General features: G+C 58.5%; 15 protein-coding genes. 6 read left to right on the plus strand and 9 right to left on the minus strand.

The genetic code is table 11. From position 1 onward, the window contains the following. Nucleotides 1-23 precede the first annotated feature (23 nt). The 8 genes from HH303_RS17725 to HH303_RS17760 all read right to left on the minus strand — a co-directional run bounded on the left by HH303_RS17725 (nucleotide 24) and on the right by HH303_RS17760 (nucleotide 11,233). Nucleotides 24-764 (minus strand): formyltransferase family protein, encoded by a 741-nt coding sequence (locus HH303_RS17725; RefSeq protein ID WP_169626696.1) that lies wholly within the window; start codon nucleotides 762-764, stop codon nucleotides 24-26. A 2-nt stretch (nucleotides 765-766) separates the two neighbouring features. After that, entirely contained in the window at nucleotides 767-1,912 is a 1,146-nt protein-coding gene (locus HH303_RS17730; RefSeq protein WP_169626697.1) for an N-acetyl sugar amidotransferase, read from the minus strand. A gap of 1 nt (nucleotide 1,913) precedes the next feature. Next, nucleotides 1,914-3,755 (minus strand): asparagine synthase (glutamine-hydrolyzing), encoded by a 1,842-nt coding sequence (gene asnB, locus HH303_RS17735; protein WP_169626698.1) that lies wholly within the window; start codon nucleotides 3,753-3,755, stop codon nucleotides 1,914-1,916. Between the two features lie 6 nt (nucleotides 3,756-3,761). Continuing rightward, nucleotides 3,762-4,775, minus strand: coding sequence for an N-acetylneuraminate synthase family protein (locus HH303_RS17740; RefSeq protein WP_169626699.1), 1,014 nt, complete (start codon nucleotides 4,773-4,775; stop codon nucleotides 3,762-3,764). 35 nt (nucleotides 4,776-4,810) lie between these two features. Next, a complete protein-coding gene (locus HH303_RS17745) occupies nucleotides 4,811-6,859 on the minus strand; it encodes a motility associated factor glycosyltransferase family protein (protein WP_169626700.1) in 2,049 nt (682 codons plus the stop codon). Further along, entirely contained in the window at nucleotides 6,856-8,829 is a 1,974-nt protein-coding gene (locus HH303_RS17750) for a tetratricopeptide repeat protein (RefSeq protein ID WP_169626701.1), read from the minus strand. Before HH303_RS17750 ends, HH303_RS17745 begins: the two co-directional genes overlap by 4 nt. 233 nt (nucleotides 8,830-9,062) lie before the next feature. Continuing rightward, a complete protein-coding gene (locus tag HH303_RS17755) occupies nucleotides 9,063-10,022 on the minus strand; it encodes a flagellin N-terminal helical domain-containing protein (RefSeq protein ID WP_169626702.1) in 960 nt (319 codons plus the stop codon). 251 nt (nucleotides 10,023-10,273) lie between these two features. Beyond that, nucleotides 10,274-11,233, minus strand: a complete 960-nt coding sequence (locus HH303_RS17760) for a flagellin N-terminal helical domain-containing protein (RefSeq protein WP_169626703.1) — start codon at nucleotides 11,231-11,233, stop codon at nucleotides 10,274-10,276. A gap of 180 nt (nucleotides 11,234-11,413) precedes the next feature. Between HH303_RS17760 and HH303_RS17765 the strand changes: the two genes are divergently transcribed. The 5 genes from HH303_RS17765 (at nucleotide 11,414) to HH303_RS17785 (ending at nucleotide 16,343) form a co-directional block, all read left to right on the plus strand. Continuing rightward, nucleotides 11,414-12,673 (plus strand): glycosyltransferase family protein, encoded by a 1,260-nt coding sequence (locus HH303_RS17765; RefSeq protein ID WP_169626704.1) that lies wholly within the window; start codon nucleotides 11,414-11,416, stop codon nucleotides 12,671-12,673. Then, complete coding sequence (locus HH303_RS17770; RefSeq protein WP_169626705.1) at nucleotides 12,670-13,821, plus strand: hypothetical protein; 1,152 nt, start codon at nucleotides 12,670-12,672, stop codon at nucleotides 13,819-13,821. Before HH303_RS17765 ends, HH303_RS17770 begins: the two co-directional genes overlap by 4 nt. 114 nt (nucleotides 13,822-13,935) lie before the next feature. Next, a complete protein-coding gene (locus HH303_RS17775; protein WP_169626706.1) occupies nucleotides 13,936-14,970 on the plus strand; it encodes a hypothetical protein in 1,035 nt (344 codons plus the stop codon). Nucleotides 14,971-15,132: 162 nt separating this feature from the next. Then, on the plus strand, nucleotides 15,133-15,624 hold the full coding sequence (locus HH303_RS17780; protein WP_169626707.1) for a flagellar biosynthesis regulator FlaF: 492 nt from the start codon (nucleotides 15,133-15,135) through the stop codon (nucleotides 15,622-15,624). Then, the gene (locus HH303_RS17785; RefSeq protein ID WP_169626708.1) at nucleotides 15,621-16,343 is read left to right on the plus strand and encodes a formyltransferase family protein; all 723 of its coding nucleotides are present in this window, start codon (nucleotides 15,621-15,623) and stop codon (nucleotides 16,341-16,343) included. Before HH303_RS17780 ends, HH303_RS17785 begins: the two co-directional genes overlap by 4 nt. Here HH303_RS17785 and HH303_RS17790 read toward each other — a convergent pair. Further along, nucleotides 16,313-16,768, minus strand: a complete 456-nt coding sequence (locus tag HH303_RS17790; RefSeq protein ID WP_169626709.1) for a flagellar biosynthesis repressor FlbT — start codon at nucleotides 16,766-16,768, stop codon at nucleotides 16,313-16,315. The genes HH303_RS17785 and HH303_RS17790 overlap by 31 nt on opposite strands. A gap of 290 nt (nucleotides 16,769-17,058) precedes the next feature. Between HH303_RS17790 and HH303_RS17795 the strand changes: the two genes are divergently transcribed. Then, nucleotides 17,059-17,481, plus strand: a complete 423-nt coding sequence (locus HH303_RS17795; protein ID WP_169626710.1) for a flagellar protein FlaG — start codon at nucleotides 17,059-17,061, stop codon at nucleotides 17,479-17,481. Nucleotides 17,482-17,559: the final 78 nt, after the last annotated feature.

Below are 17,559 nucleotides of genomic sequence, written 5' to 3' on the forward strand. Positions count from 1 at the left end.
GGGTCGGCCCTCCCCGGGACGGGTCAGAGAGATGCGGTGAACTCTTCGAACTTGGTCATGCAACGATCCTTCAACACGGCCGGCATGAAGGAATAGTGCCGACCGATATAGAGCTGCGGCTGGCTGATGTACTGGCCGTAATTGGCCAGCATCTCCAAGCCCCTGTCGGCCAGTTCGATGCAGATATCCGTATTGGCCTTGCGCAGCTCGAACAGCTTCATGCCCCGGTGCAGCGGGATCGGCATTTTCATCACCACCCCACCGCGTTCCAGCACCGCGCTGACCTTGTGCAGGGTCGTCACAAGCCCCCGGAAGTCGCCATGATAGATCGCCCACAGATGCGTATCCAATCCGCGATAATGTTCCGGGTCCGCGCCGTGAAGATTCACCACCTTGTCTGGCGCAAGGTTCACGATTTCCTGGGTCAGCTTTCCGGTGCCGAACACGATCAATGTGTCGCAATCCGCCGCGCGAATTTCCGCAACGCAGGCCGGATCGTTCAGGTCGGAGAATGTGGAAACGTCGGCAACGTCGCGCAGGCCTGTCGGCTTGCCGTCAAACCAGGTTTCCAGCTCATAGGCGTCGCGCCGCTTTTCAAATTCATGATTGGTTTCGAAGGTCGCGCTGATCTCGCGTTTTTCCTCGAAAACCTTAACGACGTTCCATTTTTCGGCAATTGCCTGAACGAAACGCGCGTGGTGGGAGGTATCGGTCGTCAGAATGCCTACGCGCGGCCGATCCTTGGGGGACTCCGGTGTTACCATGATCAACTCGGTTCCATTTCGCTTTCCGGTTTTCCCCAATCCCAATCAGGGATCAGAAAGTCCGGAATTGTCCATCGCCCCTCGCTCCGCACCCAAACATCCGGGTTGCGGAATTTTTCGCAGACGGCCCAGAACCAATCCTCCGATTTCCCCTGGAACGCACAGAAGGTCGCGATATCGGCCTTCGGCGCGTCGAGCCCCCGTCGCCGGATTTCCGCAACGGCCTGATCGCGTGTAATCATGCCATAACGAATCTGGACGGACAGGGTATCGAATGCCCGCGTGAATCCAAATTTGTACCATTTAAGAAAGTGATGCAACGAGATGAACTCGCAATCGATATCCGCGAAGTCCCACGTTCCCGTGCGCTCCGCCCCTTGTTCGTACACAAATCCGTGATCTTGGGCGATCCGTGTGTTTTCGTAGCTGTTCCATTTATAGAACGCCCCCAGGAAAACGGACCGCACCGTGAAGTCTGGAGACGCCGGCAATCGATAGGCATGCAGGTCGGTTTCGCTCAACCCTTCCTTACCCAACCAGTAGCTTGCATCCGTCGATTCCAGACAGCCGTGCTTCGACAACCAATCGGCATCCAGTGTGTTCGACAAACGCTCCAGCTCGTTTCCGCCATATTCCAATTGCGGGTTTTCGCCCCATAGGATGAGCGGGATACGGAATTGGACGGCCAGCCGGATCGGGATGGCGAACAGCGCCATATGCATCGGCAACCCGGTCGTGCCGCGTTCCTCGAACGTCGCCTTCATGAAGCGCCGTTCGACATCCGGCGAAATCGTATAGTCGATGTGATCCACGCCCAGCTTTTCGATCATCCGATCCAGGTTGCGTTGGCCGATTTCCGTGCGCGCGGGTGTCCGCCATGTGACCGCCAGGACCGACAACCCGTGTTCCTTCGCCTTGATGACCTGATACCAACTGTCCTTACCGCCGGACACCGGGACGATGCAGTCATAGGACGTGGATTGCGTCTTTGTTTCGGCGACCAGCGTTTCGAACGCTTTCGCGCGCGAAGTCCAGTCGATCTTCGTTTCCTTGTCGCGATGGCCGTGACAGGCGGAACATATCCCATCGTCGTCCAGAAAGATTCCGGGGCGTGTATCGGGCAGGATGCATTGTTTGCAGTAGCGCATATCAAACCTTTTCCAGCGCCGAATGGTTATCCAGGAACAACCGCGTCGCCAACAGGGAGAACAGGAACTTGCTTTCGCTGTTCCGCGCGACGTCCGATCCCAGCAAAGCCTCGAATTTAGCACGATCGACGATGTCGAAGAACGGTCCGTCATCCAAAAGCCGCTCACGCACCGCCTTGTCCTTGAAATCGACGAAGGACGTCACCGGCGCGTTGATTCCCTGCTTGCGGGGGTTATCCAGTATCTTGCCGGATACCAGCCCGCGGCCCGCCCGCCGCAGCAGGTATTTCGGCAAACCGCCGCGCACCAGATGGCGGCTGGGGATGGAAAACAGGCAGGTCACGAGGTCCCGGTCCAGATAGGGCGCCCGGTTTTCAACGGACCACCGCATCCCGGCCAGATCGTCGTCATGCAGCATGACCGGCACGGTTTCCCGCGTCAGTTCGTTCAACATCCGGTTCCGCAGCAGCGCATCGCAGAGGGTGAGTTCCTGATGCGGTTCGTCGAACGGATCGCGCAGGAAGCCCGCGAAACTTTCCGCCCCCAGAAAGATATGATCGCGCGCGTCGGGATTCTTAACGAAGCGATGCGGGTCCTGCAGGAAGGGATTTCTTACGAAATTGCCATAGGTGCCGCGCCATTCTTCGACCAAGGCTTCGAAGTCGTCCCGACCGGCCATTTCCGCCAACCAGAAAAGGTAATGGTCGTAATAGCCGGAGAACACCTCGTCCGCGCCGGTGCCGCCCAGGGATACCTTGAACCCGTCGCGGTGGATCGCTTCACTGACGAGGTAGTGCAGATAATAGGAAATCGTCAGCGGCGGCCCGTCGAAATAGGCGATCATATCCTCCAGCCGCTCCACGAAGTTTTCCTTCGGGATACGGATTTGCCGGTTCGGCACATTCAAGCCTTTCAGCCCTTCCGCGATCATCGCGGATTCATCGTACCGCCAATCATCCTCGATAATCGAAAAGCATGTGATATCCGCTCCCAACCGATGGTGGGCCAATCCGGCGACAACGTTGGAATCGATCCCGCCGGACAGGCGCAGGGCGATGGGAACATCGGCGCGCAGCACCCGTTCGACAGCCTTTGTCATGACCGCGTCGACGCGGTCCTGCGCCTCGCCTTCCGTCATGTCCTGCGGTTGATAGGACAGGGTCCAATAGCGGTGCAGCATCGGTTGGCCGCCCGGATCCAGGATCATCGCATGGGCGGCGGGCAGTTCCCGGACACCGTCGAAAAACGTCCGCCCGTCCCGCATCAGTCCCTTGTATCCGTTGACGAGATAGCGACGTAGATGCAGGCGGTCGAAACCGGGGACCTTACCCGCAAGCACTGGCAACACCTTGATCTCGGAGGCAAAGCAGAACGCCCCGTCCGGGCCCGTCATCGTGTAGAGCGGCTTCTCCCCGAACCGGTCCCGCGCCAGCACCAATCTGCCGGTCCCTTCGTCATAGATCGCAAAGGCGAACATGCCGACAAGCCGGTCGAGCGCATCAAGCCCCCAGGCGCGCCAGGCTTCCAGCAATACTTCGGTATCGCCGGTCGTCGTAAATCCGTGGCCAAGGCGGCTCAGTTCCTCGCGCAATTCCGGATAGTTGTAGATTTCACCGTTATAGACCAGGGACAACCCGCCCTTCACGAAGGGCTGGTTCGACCGATGATCCAGATCGACGATGGACAGACGGCTGTGCAGAAGGTCGAGGGCGCTTCCGTCCAGGCGCGTCGCGGCATAGCCGCCGTTGCCGTCCGGTCCGCGATTGCGCATACGGGTCAGCGCCGCGTCCCGACGGTCGTCCGTCAGCCGCGTCGGCGCCACCCTACCCGCGATACCGCACATGGCCGGTCACTCCAAATCAGCGCGCTTCAGGGAATGACCCTTTGCGATGGGCCCGGCCAGCTTCTTGCCGATAACTGTGCGATATTCAGCGGACGGAAGTTCCGTCGCCGGTCGCGTATAGATCATATCGCCTTCTTGGAGCACATGTCCGGCGGGCATATCGACCGCCGCGGTCAGCCCCTTTCGGATCGCCGGTCCGACCCCGTCCTCACACGGTTGCGGGCGCTTTTCGCCCGTCCCCCGCGCCAGCCACACCTTCGGCAAGGTTTCCGCGAGATAGGCCAAATCCTGAGGGTCGCAGGACAGTGAATGATCGCGGAAGGTCCGCCCGTGCTTTTGATCGGTGAAATGGACTTCAACGATCCGTGCGCCCAAGGCAACGGCGGCGATGGACGCTTCCGGCCCCATGACATGGTTCGAATATCCGATGGTGATATCGGGAAACGTCGTTGCCAGTGTCGGAATGGCCAGCAGGTTCGCCTGTTCCAGCGGCGTCGGATAGGCGGATACGCAATGCAGCACCGCGAGGCGGTTCTTCGCGCCGTCGGTGCCCATTTCCTCAATCGCCCAGCCGACGGCCAGTTTCACTTCCGCCAGTGTCGCCGTACCGGTCGATAGTATGACGGCTTTGCCCGTCGCCGCCGATTGCCGGATCACGGGTTCGAAATCGATATCGCCGCTGGCGATTTTGATCGCCTCACATTCGGCGGCCAGGAACGGCACCCAATCTTCGCTGATCGCGGATGAAAAGAAGGCAACGCCGCGCGTTTCTGCAGCTCTCTTCAAGGTGTGGTGGGCGTCTTCGTCGAGGCCGAAACGGGAAACGCGTTCCAACCGTTCCGCATCGGCGGCGGCAATGAACCGATCCGGGGTATAGCTTTGGAACTTGACCGCATCCGCCCCGGCCTTCGCCGCCAGTTCGACAAGTTCAACCGCCTTATCCAGACTGCCCTCGTGGTTTACCCCGATTTCGGCGATCAAAAGAGGACGCCGGTCCGTATCGACACCGAACAATTTCATGCTACGCCTCCGGTCCCAAAGGGATGACCAACCTGTCAGGCGGTTTTCGCCATATCCGCCTGCGCGTCTTCAACTTCTGTAATCAATTCGTCGATGACGCTGGTCAGGATCGCTTCCATATCGTCCAGGAAGGCCTGCAATTCACCCAGGAACAGGTGGAAGAGGCGCATAGAGTCTTCCTCCACCACCCGACGGTGCATTCGGAAGTAGATGTTGAACATGGTCATAACCGTGCCGAAGTTGTTCTGCCAGACGACGGTCATGATGGAATCCAGGGGGGTGCCCGGCACATCCGGCTGAAACAGCTTCCACAGCCGGTCGTAGCTTTCGAACGGGTCCGGTTTGTCGGCCGCTTCTTCCTTCAAGGATTTGATCGTCTCCCGCGCCTTGTCGTACCAGATATCCGTCTTGCGGCGCAGATCCTTGAAGTTTTCCAGGGAAACGCCCTCACCCTTTGCGAAATGAGAGATTTCCTTGTCGATCAGGTTGAGCGCGCGATCCCGTTCAGACGGCTCGGCGGTGACATTCACAACGGTCGGCAATTTCGGAATGGCGCCCGGAATGTCGACACCGTCAGAGCAGTTATAAAGTCGGTACGACGGATAGGACGCGATCAACTTCTGCATGAACAGGCGACTTAGCAGGAAGCCGTCATGGGTTTTGACCGTACCGCCCAGATTGCCGTCATTGGTGACGCTCATTTGCGTGTTTTCCACCGTCCCTTGGAAGGAGTACATGAACTCCTCGTCCGTGTAATAGCTGGACGCCTTGGAATGGTGGTAGCCTTCGATCCGGGACCCCAGATCGACGCCGAACATGTAGACTTCCTTGAACGCCATGCCGAAGGCGAAGCGCACGCCGCCATTCGCCACGGTCGGCACCGCCATATAGACCGGTTCGTCATCGCCCAGATAAAAGCGGCTGGAACACACAGTGTCGCGGTGGAAGAAAATCGCCTTATCGAAGACAGCCGCCGTCCGCTTGTTCACCGTGGCGGCGGATACCAGTGTAATGCCCGACAGGTCGTGCTGTGACGCAACCCGTTCCAGGATATCCGCCTGACCAAAGGTGTTTTCCACCTCCACATGGTAATCGGGTCGGATTCCTTGCGACAGCAACACCTTCAAACCGGACCCGCAGGAAATCAGAACCACCTGGTCGCGGCATTTACGGATCGTGTCGAGCGCCCCGTCGACGGAAGGACCCGCGGCAACGACAAAGGCCGGGCAATATTTCTCCCGGCGCGGTCGGCTTTTCCATATCGCATAATCCCGCGCCAGGAAGTTCCTGGTCGCGTTCTGGATCATGATGTTTTCGTCTTCGAAGAAACCACGGTTCGTCCCGATATAGGAAATCTGTTCGGACAGGCTTCGATGGATTTCCCGAACCAGGTGGGACCGATAATGCGTATAGATCAGCGTGCCATCCAACGTCCCGCCATTGTCGGACCGCAAGGCATCGGTCAGCGCGGACGAAACGGATGTCGGGTTGTCGTTGATAATGAAAAAGACACGTCCATTCCGGGATTCCACCAATTCGACCCATTCATGCCACGGATGCAGGTGCATCGAATGCCACAGGAATTCCTCGAATTGCTCCACCACGATTAGCGACTGGGCAAGGTGATCATTCAGCAACCGCCCAATATGATCGCCGATACCGACGCCGAGCGATACCGCGAACCCGGTAATGTCGTGCTGACGTCCGGCGGGCAGGCGACGGATGTTATTCACCGTCGCCAATGCCGAAAGACGACGAATGGCTACCTTCGACAGCAGTTGTGGGGCGCTGTTGTCGATGGACGGCCAGGAGATATCGATACGATACGGTTCCTTGACGTATACGTCATATTGTTCGTCGACGAATTTCCGGACCCCCTTGTCGTAAAAAAGCGTGTGCCCGATATCGAGGTTCAGGTCCTGGTCTTCCCCATCTTCACCGTCGACGGAAACGATCTTCGCAACCGGGGTTTCAATCAGCGCAAGCCGATCGGCCAGCGCTTCATCGTAGCGCCGAATGGCCTCCAGGTTCTTTTCGAACAGGTCTCGCGCCGCAGGGTCTTCCGTCAAATCGACAATGCTCATTTCGTCTCCTCCGACGCCGCTTGCGCGAGCAACCGGTCAAACAGCTCCGCAAAGGCGCGTCCGCGTTCCAATCGGGGTTCCAGCGACGCGGCCTGTTTGACGGCATCCCGAACCTTTTGTCCCAGGGCGCGCACCGTTTCCGGTTGCTTCAAGTAATCGGAAAGCCGCGTGGCATAGTCGGCTTCGGTTTCAACCACGAAATCACCCAGCCCGATGGACGACAGCAAGCTGGTCACAGCGCCGTTGCGGGCAAAGACGGGCCGCTTGGACAATACGGGAATTCCCCGCCGAAGGGCGGCGAAGCTGACTTCCAGCGACGGTACCGGGAAGGTATCCAGGACAAGGTCCGTGCCGGACAACAAGCTTTCGAGCGACTGCCTTAAATCCACCTTTGTAAAGGCGGCATCATCGATTCCGGCCGCGGCGAGACGTTCCGCCAGGATCGTCGTCGCCGTCGTGTCTTCCGGGTTTTCGCAACGCAGGACGAATTCCACCGCATCGAGACCTTTGATCGTCCCCGCGATCGTGGCCAAAAACGCTTCCGACAGCCGCGCTGACGGTCCGTCGATCAGGATGCGAAGCGGTTCGTCTGCCCCCTTTGCTTCCTGTTCCTCAGCGTCGGCACTGACATAGAGCGGCCAGTTGGACAATCCGCATTCTATCGAACAAACGGTATCGTCCGTTCCGGCAAAGCCCGGCAAACCGGGCTCGCCAAGGCATTTGACGCCGACCGATTTTCCGGGAACGAAGCCCGGATCCGCAAAAACCGACAGGACGACAGGCGCTGGCTTCAACGCAATCACACCGGGCCGACCGCCCCAATCGAAGCCATCCAAATCGATCAAAACTTGAACTTCATCGTTTCGGATCATTGTCGACACGGTTTGGTCGTCGACCAGGGAAATGTCCCGCCATCGAATGGCACTGCGACGCAAACGTCGGGTCACCGCGTCTTCGCTCTTGCGGTTCACGTAGTAATAAATTTCCGCCGCGCGCCCGATGCATTCCTCAATCGTCGACAAGAGAGGCGCATGTCGCGACCCGGCATAGATTGAACCGGACAGGATACCGACCCGAAACTTGTCGTTTTGGCTGCGCCGCTGGGCGACCAAGGGCGTATCGTTCGAATGAACAGCAACCTTGTCCCAGGCATCGGCCAGCTCCGCCGCGAATTCAGGAGTCGCGTTGACATCATACCGTGCCAGGGACGGTAGGTATTGCGCGACATCCGGATCGGGCCCCGCATTCTGGATCGCGGTGCTTACAGATGTCCAGGCGGTGTCCGTCTGACCGATATCGACCTGGCATTTGGCCAGTGTCGCCCAGTTTTCCGGATCGTCCGGTTCGATGGATACGATCGCTTCCGCAGCCTTAAGCGCATCGCCGTAGAAGTGGCGGCGGCGGCTGGCCTCGACCAGTCCTTTCCAAGGCTCGACAATGCCCGCATCCAATTGAATTGCATCGATAAACGCCTCGACCGCCTTGTCGGGCTTGTCCATGGCGATCAGGCGATAACCCCAGTCGACCACCGGGTTTTCTTCCGCGGCCATCAGCAATTTTCCGAAAGATTCCAACCAGCTTGGAACCAGTGCGTATTCCGGGTAGCCGAGCTTCAACGCGGTCGCGAGTTTCGCGTAGTATACCGCTTCCGTCCGTTTACCGACGGCAGCCAGGATTGTGGCCAGAACTTCCGCATGTTCATACGCGCTCGGCGCCTGTTCGTGAGCCGCTTCCAGCAATTGTATGGCGGGCACAGGACGCCCCATGCGTGTCACGGCCAGCGCCAACAAATGTTGAACCAAAGGCGATGCACCGTCACGGTCGCGCAGTTTTTGAATTTCGCCGAGAGCTTCTTCGGTTTCCAGCGCGGTCAGATGGGTCAGGACGCGGTGCACACCGCTGTCGCCGAGCGACATGCCAAGGCCGAGATTTCCAAGGTCTAGATCGAAAGAAAAGCTGTCGTCGGACATATTCAATTACTTTCCGTTTTCTCCGACACTTACGGAGTATCCCGAATTCGTTGGCCACCCTATTCAGGTATGCAGGAAAAGTGCCGCGATTCGAAGGAAATCCAAATTTTTCCTTGAGCGTACGCGCCGCCCGGACATCACCGGAGCAAAAATGAAGCCGAAACGCAAACCGGGAGATCCCATACAGGATCTCCCGGCGCTTTAACCTCAGTCCTAGGACAGGGTCACTGGGCTTACTGGAGAAGCGCCAGGATCGCCTGCTGCTGCTGGCCGGCGATGGACAGCGACTGAATGCCCAACTGCTGGCGAGTCTGAAGGGCAACCAAGTTGGCGCCTTCTTCGTTCAGATCGGCCAGGGTCAGCTTGTCGGAGCCGGTTTCCAGCGTGTTGACGTAGGTCGACGTGAAGTCCACGCGGGTCTGCAGGATCGCGACGTTGGTACCCAGTTCGGCGGAGACCGAACGCACCCGGCTGATCGCCGAGTCCAGGTTGGTCACGATGGTGTCGACAACTTCCAGATAGGTATTGTTCGTACCGATGTCGGAGAAGCTGTTGAAGCTAACCGCCGTGTCCGCCGCAATACCGGTCGTGGTCAGGGCCGACAGACCGATGAAGGAGTCGGCGGCACCGAAGGCACCGGCCGCGATGGCCGTGTTGACGCCGGTGAACAGACCGCGGGTCCCCGTGGCCGTCTTCGATGTGGCGTTCAGGTCGAAACCATCGACCGTCAGGCGGGACGCCGTCCGGGTCGAGAAGGCGATGTCCAGCTCCGCACCGGTGTTGTTCAGCAGGTTCAGGCCCTGGTAGCTCGCGTCTTCGATCAGCTGCGAGATCTGGTTGCCGAGTTCGTTGAACTGCGTGGTGGAGGAAGCACGTTCCGTCGCGGTCTGCGTCTTCGCGGCCTGGGCGACACCTTTCATCTGCTTGAGCAGGGAATCGATGCTTTCCAGCGCGTCGAGAGCGGCGGTAATGGAGGAAATACCCTGGTCGATCGTATCTTTACGTTCGGTGAAATCCGACGCCCGGTCATTCAGCGACTTCGCCTGGAAGAACGAGACGGCGTTATCAACGACGCTATTGACTTTCTTACCGGTGGTCAGACGGTTCTGAGTCCGATCGGAAAGATCAGCGACATTTTGCAGGGTGAGAAGAGCACTGCGCTGCGCGCCAGTGAGGGTAATCGAGGAAGCCATGGCTCAAGTCCTTTCTGGATTGCCAAGTATGTAAAACCACTTCTGTGGCTTGAACGAATTTTTCCGTTCGTTCTTGGCTTATACGCGTGCGCAAAGAAGGAGTCAATAGGTTTTTCGTCTCTCTCGACCGCCCCCTAAAACAGCCAAGAACGCCCGATTTTTGCGCGAGAAAAGGCCTACTTCGAAATTTCGGGTACAAAAAACCCCGGCGCGACGATGCGGCCGGGGTTTCCGTTGGAACGATTGCGCCGTTACTGAAGCAGCGTGAGGATCGCCTGTTGCTGCTGACCGGCGATAGACAGAGATTGAATGCCCAACTGTTGACGAGTCTGAAGGGCAACCAGGTTGGCCCCTTCTTCGTTCAGGTCGGCCAGGGTCAATTTGTCGGAACCGGTGTCCAGCGTGTTCACATATGCGGACGTGAAATCGAGGCGAGTCTGCAAGATCGCAACGTTGGTACCCAGTTCGGCGGAGACCGAACGCACCCGGCTGATCGCCGAGTCCAGTTTGGTAACGATGGCGTCGACGACCTCAAGATAGGTGTTATTCGTGCCGATAGCGGAGAAACTGGCAAAACTGACCGCCGTGTCCGCCGCGATACCGGTCGTGGTCAGCGCCGACAGACCGATGAAGGAATTGTTGGCCCCGAAGGCACCGGCGGCAATCGCCGTATTGACGCCGGTGAACAGACCGCGGGTTCCCGTGGCCGTCTTCGACGTGGCGTTCAGATCGAACCCTTCCACCGTCAGGCGCGACGCCGTCCGGGTCGAGAAGGCGATATCCAGCTCCGACCCCGTGTTGCTCAACAGGTTCAGGCCCTGATAGCTCGCATCTTCGACCAATTGCGAAATCTGGTTGCCGAGTTCGTTGAACTGCGTGGTCGAGGAAACACGTTCCGAGCCGGTCTGCGTCTTCGCGGCCTGCGCAACCCCCTTCATCTGCTTCAACAACGCATCGATGCTTTCCAGCGCGTCGAGAGCAGCTGTAATAGAGGAGATGCCCTGGTCGATCTGGTCCTTTCGGTCGGTGAAGTCCGACGCCCGGTCGGTCAGTGATTTCGCCTGAAAGAAGGAGACGGCGTTGTCGACGACATTGTTGACCTTTTTGCCGGTTGTCAGCCGGTTCTGCGTCCGGTCGGAAAGATCCGCCACATTCTGAAGTGTCAAAAGCGCGTTGCGCTGTGCCCCGGTCAGAGTGATGGAATTAGCCATACCTAAAAGCCTCCGATTACATTCATTCGACCCCGCCTATGCAAACATTGGGCCGAACGGCATACGCCCCCTAAAAATTACGTCATGCAAGACTACAGGGAATCTGTCATTAGCAGCAATAAAATTAGGAAAACCGCGCACATTCGACGCAAAGATGATCAAAAGGCACATTCAGGCACGATGAGCGGAGACACTTCCAACACCGACGCCTTGCCACCGTCACAAGGCAACGAGAATGCGATCAGAGACCCGGCGTTGCGCCACCGCGCGCCACGCTGTTTCTCTCTGGCCTCCTTCACCCCCTTTGCCTCGCTGGAGGTTATGTCGGCGGATATCGACCAGGCTCTCCGACAGCGCGGTGTGCAGGTTTTCAATCACATGCATTACGGCGACATGAACGCCGATCTGTTCAAACGCCAATTCGTTCTGGCCGCCCAATATCCCGGCCGGCGTTTCGCCATGGATGTGAACGTCACCAATAATTTCATGTCCGGCGACCGCCCCCTATACGACGTTTGGGCCTTGCCGCGTTTTACCTTTTTGACGGATTCACCGGTACATAAGATCACGCAGTTCCGCACCTTTCCCCATATGGGATTGATCGGCCTCGTCGACCTGGATTTTCCCGAGATCGCCGCCGATCTGGGGCTGCCGGTCGACCGCTGCGTTTCCTTCGCCCATGCCGGTCCGCCCCCCGCCCCGGCGCAACCTGACACGGCAGATCGCCCGATTGATGTTCTGATTGCCGGCAATGTCGGCCCGACGCCGCCCCTGGCGGACTGGCTACAAGCCGAATCTGGTGGCGACCCGGTTAAGAAGGCGGCCCTGGACGCGGCGTTGGAACGCTGTCGGACCAGCGATACCGGGCTTTGGCAGATCCTGAAAGAAGAACTGACGAGCCGAGGCGGCGACATTTCGATAAGCAGCATCGTGCCTCTGGCCACCGCATTGGAAGGCTACCTTATCGCCATGCGGCGCAAGGAAATGCTGGAAAACGCCAGCCGGGGAGTGGTCCACTATTCGGGATATATTGATCCGGCCGTGACCCTGACCCTGCCGGACAATATCGTTCATCACGGCCCCCTGCCCTTTCTGGACATACTGGACCTGATGACCAATACCAAGATCGTGGTCAATTCGAGTCCGAGCTTCCGGAACGGTCCCCACGAAAGGATATTCTACGGATTGAGCCGTGGCGCCTTTATCCTGACCGAACCGTCACGCTTCATGTCGGAGATGGTTGACGGCGGATACGGCGTATCTTTCCTGCCCTGGGACGGTACCCGCATTAATGAGTTCGTCGCGGACGCATTGGACCACGATCTTGATGCAGTCCGTCAGACCGCCCTGCCTTACTACGCCGCCCGTCATACCTGGGGCGAACGGGTCGATCGGCTGTTGGCCGAGTTGGACGAGCGGTTCTGGAAGGAAATCGCATGAAGCCCAGATGTTTCTTCGTCGCGAATTTCGTTCCCATGTGTTCGATCTGGGATATGGGCCGGGATATCCGCACAGCGCTGGAAACGGCCGGGGTTTCGGTCATGGAATTCCTGCGCAGCGATTTTCCGAATGCGCAACTCCATGAAATAATGCTGCGCTACATCACGGTCCATAAAGGGCCGCGCTTCCTGTTCGACATTAACGCGAATGAAAATTATCGGTCTGGCGATACCTCATTTTATGATCGGCACGATTTGCCGAGGGCGAGCTTCATCACGGATTCGCCGCTGCGTCATATGTCGAAGATTCTGGGCATGACTCCGGGGTCCGCACTGTGCCTCGTCGACCGGGATTTCGCCCGGATCGCAAGCGATTTCGGATGCGCCAGCCGCGAAGTGCTGTTCTTTCCGCATGGCGGGCCACCGCCCCTCGACAGCGTCCGGACGGATGCGGAACGCGACATCCCCTTCCTGATGATCGGCAATATCGGGGCCGCGCCCGGCGGCGATGCCTTGGCGGATCGATATGGGCGCTTCCCGGGCACGGACCGCATGTCGGTCCAAAGGATGATCGACCGCATCCGGTCGGAAACCACCGGGATATATGACGTGATCGTGTCGGAATCCCCTGACCTGTCCCTGGATCACCGCTTGGAGGTCGGAAACGGGCTGGAGCAGATGCTGATCGCCGAACGACGCGCAGATCTGGTCAAATCCATGGCGGGTCGCGGCCTTCACCTCTATGGCAGTATCGACGCCACGATTGCGCGCGAACTGCCGTCCGACGTCACGGCGGGCCCGGTTATCTCGTTCGAGGACGGGTGCGACCTGATGGAACGTGCCCGCGTCGTTGTGAACAGCAGCCCCAGCTTCCGAAACGGCGGGCATGAGCGGATATTTTATGCCCAATCGCGCGGCGCCTATGTCCTGACGGAGCCGAGCCGGTTTCTGGAACAGGAAGCCGCCGCCGATTTGGGTCTGTCCTTCCTGCCGTTCGATATCGACGGGATAACGGATGTCCTGGATCATGCGTCAAATTCCGGCGATGCCCGACGGGATGCCGCGACGGACCATTATCGCCGGACGCATACCTGGACGCACCGGATATCTCCGTTACTGGACCGAATGACAGCGGCATTCTGGGGGTGAGATAATGCCCCGTCCTCACGGTGGCATACGAATTGCTTGTTCTTCCTATCGAAATGACAGCCTCTCGCCGCAGAAGCGACGTCGGGACGCTGTCGATGCGCAAGGAACTGAATCATGGTATCTCGAGTCAGTGCAATCGGCATTCTCAGCCAGAATCTGGCGACGATCACGTCCAACCGGAAACAGTTGGATAAACTGAACTATTCCCTGACGACGGGTCAGAACTTTCAGGAACTGAAGTTCTATGGCCGCGACGCATCGCGGGTCGTCGACCTGCAAAAGGACATCGAGGCCCGGAATTCCTACCTGAGTTCCATCGAATACGCGCAAAGCATTACGAGTTCCTACGACACGGTTCTGGAACGTCTCGTTGAAATGACGTCCGACGCGCTGGCCGCGGCGGAACCGCTATCCAGCAACGACGACGATTTCGACACGACAACGACGGTTCTGTCGAACAACTTCATGCTGGAATTCGAAGCCAACATGAATATCAAAATCGGCGATCGTTTCGTTTTCGGCGGCACGAATTTCTCCAGTGCGCCGGTTACCGACCTGCGGACGCTGTCGTTGTATACGACCAACGATCTCGTCTCCAACGGCGCGACGTTGAACACGATCGAAACGGGCGACCAAATCCCGGAACACACGGTCGACCAGGGTGGCGCGAATACCGTTGAGTCCTATCATAACGCCTTCGCCGGGACCGGAACCTTCGATACCGCCTCCCGGAAGACGCTGCGCGTAACAATCAACGACTCCCAACCCGTCACCTACACGATGACCGCGGCGGATACCGCATTTCAGAATCTCGCGGAAGGTCTGCTACAGCTAAAGTCAGCGGCACAAAGCGGCCTGACCGAAGACGAGCGCGAAGAATTTCTGGGGAATGCCCGGAACGCGCTGGACACCGCGCGCGGCCAGTTGCGGCAACTTCAAGCCAGCAACGGGACGGTCATTACCGAATTGGAACGCACCGCCAGCATCCATCAGAGCTTCATCACGATTTCACAAACCGCCCTGACCGAGTTGACGGTCGCGGACGACGCGGAGGTCGCGGTGAAGATTTCGGCTTTGCAGAATCAGTTGCAGGCGTCCTACTCGCTGATTGCCACGCAAAGCCAGCTCACGCTGGTTAACTTCCTGTAGGAATTAGCGGGATAGTCGAAAGTATTGGGAAAGCCGGATACGACCGTTAACCATGGCTTTACGAAATAAACATAGACTGACACACTGAACCGCGTGAGTAGTCGGCTGGGTTGGCGCGCAAGCGAAACCGGGCCGCGCCGCAAAAGGACGAGAAAGATCAGCATGGCCAATCCCTACGCCAGTCAACAACGTGCTGCCCTCGAAAACGCCCCGCCCCAGGCGGCGGAAGGCTACGCGCTAGCAGAAATGGCGCGGCGGCTGGACGCGGTTTCGAAGACGCCCGACGACTTGGTGTCTATCCGGGACATGGTGCGTTTGAACTGGCGCATATGGACGATCTTTCAGGCGGAACTGGTTGATCCGGAATGCAAGACGCCGCAGGCGATTCGCGAAAACCTGCTCAGCCTGTCCAACTTCATCGACAAACGGTCTGCCGAATTGATCAGCAAGCCGGATGCGTCGAAACTGGCCGTTCTGATCAACATCAACCGTCAGATCGGGGCCGGTCTTCTCGGCAATCCATCGGACGACCCGGAAGAGGCGGAACGCCTGCGCCGTGAATTCGCTGAGAAAAACGGTATGGCCACCCAGGCCGACGCGGGTGCGGACGCCCCGGACACGCCTGCGACACAAGCAACCGATCGTGAGGCGTGACGGACTTCACCGTCCACGCCGACATTGGAACGGACCGGTTCGGTCTACCTGCCCCTTACGACATCGTCATCCTATCGCGCTATCGACCGGCATTGCAGTGCGGTCGCATGCTTCGCTCTATGGATCCGACGCTCAAGATCGCTTGGGCCAGGGATGTGAGAGCCTTGGAGGCCCTGTCGCGTCGTGTGGTGTCCGATGCGAAACTCATCGGATTTTCGACATCGGTTATCGTCCCGGGCCGCCTCCTGCCCCGGTTCGGCGGCGGTGCCTTCAACTTCCATCCCGGCCCGCCTGAATTCCCCGGCAATCATCCGTCCGCTTTTGCGGTCTACGCCGATGCACCGCAATTCGGTGTCACCTTCCACCGCATGATCGAAGCGGTCGATGCCGGTGAGATATTGGACTGCCACCGGTTTCCGGCGGCATCCTATCGGACCGCACAGGAACTGGCCGCTGAAACATTCGCCCGATTGGTCGATCTCTTCACCGCGAATGCCCGCAATCTGGCGCGGCGCGGTTTCACCCCACAGGGATGCGGCGAGATATGGTCGGGGAAAAAGGGAACAACCGCACGCGCCAACGCGATGCGTCTATTGACCGGCCCCCTCGACGACACGGAATTGGACCGCCGCATCCGGTCTTTTCAATGGATATTCAGTCCGGCGGACGGCTACCGACCGTCGACCGTTCAAGATAGCTCGGATTCGTCTTCGTCCTGATCGTCATCCGACCCGGAAGCGGCCTCTTCCGGCCAAAGCCCGAGACTGCGCATGCGTTCGACTTCATGCTCGATCAGATCATGCGTGTTTCGAAGCGCGTTGTAGAGGCGATCCTTTTCAATCTCGGCGCGGATTTTTTCGGTAATCGATTTCCCGCTTGGCGCAGCGCTTTCATACTGGTTCAGCAGTTCAAGCGCCATCTGGCGATATCGCACCCGTTCGTCTTCGAACATATAGGCGCATTGAAGGGCATAATAGACGCGGCGCGCGGGACTTTGCGCGTCGGCCTCGCTCATGACTTCCTTACGACGCAGAATGTCAGCGTGGTTGTGCAGGATGATCGTCGTGGCTTCCCCGGCATTTTCCAACACGGCGCCATTGATGATGATGCGTTCCTTGGAGGGAAGTTTAATCCTGAGCGGCATAGGCTATCCTTAACCCGAAACAGGGCAATGCGAATTCGAAGTGTCGACACGTCCATGACGTGCACTGCACACTCGACTATAGGCGGTTCGCTGCTAGGCGCAAACCGGAAGAACGGGTTGATGGGGGATCACTGCGACACAGGTTTCCCGCCACGACGCAGGTATCTTGCATTTTTTAGCGATTTCCCCCATAATAGTGTCGTGGGTTGGTGTGACCGCCCGCTGAACAGCGCATTCCGAAATGGCGGAATGGCGTGAAACGGCAGCAGAAGCTGTCGAGGAGACTAGAAATGGACGTAAATCTTACTTCCCAAGTGCCGCTGCCGCAGAACAATCAGTCGCAGCAGGCGCCGAACGCCACCAATCAGACCGGTGCGACCGCGACGGTGCAGACCGTTCCGGACAATGTCGTAACGGCAGCAACCGAATCCGCGCAATCCAATTCCCGTGAAGAAGACGCCCTGCGTCGTCAGGAACGGTCCGTGCGGGAACAAGCTGTCGCTTCCCTCGACGACATCCGGATTGAAGGGCTGAAAACGCGCTTCGGTTTCGATGCGGAAAAGGACCGGGTGTTCCTGGAAATCCTGCTGCCGAAGACCGAGGAAGTGCTGCGCCGCATTCCGTCGGAAAGTCTGATCGAATTCCTGCAAAGCCAGGTGGATCGGATTTCCTCGCCGGGCGGGTCTTCCCAGGCGTTCGACCAGTCTATCTAAGCCAATCCTTCGACGAAATCGTCGTAGCGCGGACGCGGTAAAACGTCTGCGAAAGGTCATGTGCGCCTCCATTTGGGG

The organism is Pacificispira spongiicola (genome assembly GCF_012926505.1).
Classification (GTDB): Bacteria; Pseudomonadota; Alphaproteobacteria; order UBA8366; family Aestuariispiraceae; genus Pacificispira; species Pacificispira spongiicola.

Excerpts from the sequence above, each read along its gene's own strand:
- asnB (WP_169626698.1), bottom strand. The coding sequence starts at position 3,755 with ATGTGCGGTATCGCGGGTAGGGTGGCGCCGACGCGGCTGACGGACGAC.
- HH303_RS17750 (WP_169626701.1), bottom strand. The coding sequence starts at position 8,829 with ATGTCCGACGACAGCTTTTCTTTCGATCTAGACCTTGGAAATCTCGGC.
- HH303_RS17770 (WP_169626705.1), top strand. The coding sequence starts at position 12,670 with ATGAAGCCCAGATGTTTCTTCGTCGCGAATTTCGTTCCCATGTGTTCG.
- HH303_RS17775 (WP_169626706.1), top strand. The coding sequence starts at position 13,936 with ATGGTATCTCGAGTCAGTGCAATCGGCATTCTCAGCCAGAATCTGGCG.
- HH303_RS17765 (WP_169626704.1), top strand. The coding sequence starts at position 11,414 with ATGAGCGGAGACACTTCCAACACCGACGCCTTGCCACCGTCACAAGGC.
- HH303_RS17790 (WP_169626709.1), bottom strand. The coding sequence starts at position 16,768 with ATGCCGCTCAGGATTAAACTTCCCTCCAAGGAACGCATCATCATCAAT.
- HH303_RS17795 (WP_169626710.1), top strand. The coding sequence starts at position 17,059 with ATGGACGTAAATCTTACTTCCCAAGTGCCGCTGCCGCAGAACAATCAG.
- HH303_RS17755 (WP_169626702.1), bottom strand. The coding sequence starts at position 10,022 with ATGGCTTCCTCGATTACCCTCACTGGCGCGCAGCGCAGTGCTCTTCTC.
- HH303_RS17725 (WP_169626696.1), bottom strand. The coding sequence starts at position 764 with ATGGTAACACCGGAGTCCCCCAAGGATCGGCCGCGCGTAGGCATTCTG.
- HH303_RS17740 (WP_169626699.1), bottom strand. The coding sequence starts at position 4,775 with ATGAAATTGTTCGGTGTCGATACGGACCGGCGTCCTCTTTTGATCGCC.
- HH303_RS17780 (WP_169626707.1), top strand. The coding sequence starts at position 15,133 with ATGGCCAATCCCTACGCCAGTCAACAACGTGCTGCCCTCGAAAACGCC.
- HH303_RS17730 (WP_169626697.1), bottom strand. The coding sequence starts at position 1,912 with ATGCGCTACTGCAAACAATGCATCCTGCCCGATACACGCCCCGGAATC.
- HH303_RS17760 (WP_169626703.1), bottom strand. The coding sequence starts at position 11,233 with ATGGCTAATTCCATCACTCTGACCGGGGCACAGCGCAACGCGCTTTTG.
- HH303_RS17745 (WP_169626700.1), bottom strand. The coding sequence starts at position 6,859 with ATGAGCATTGTCGATTTGACGGAAGACCCTGCGGCGCGAGACCTGTTC.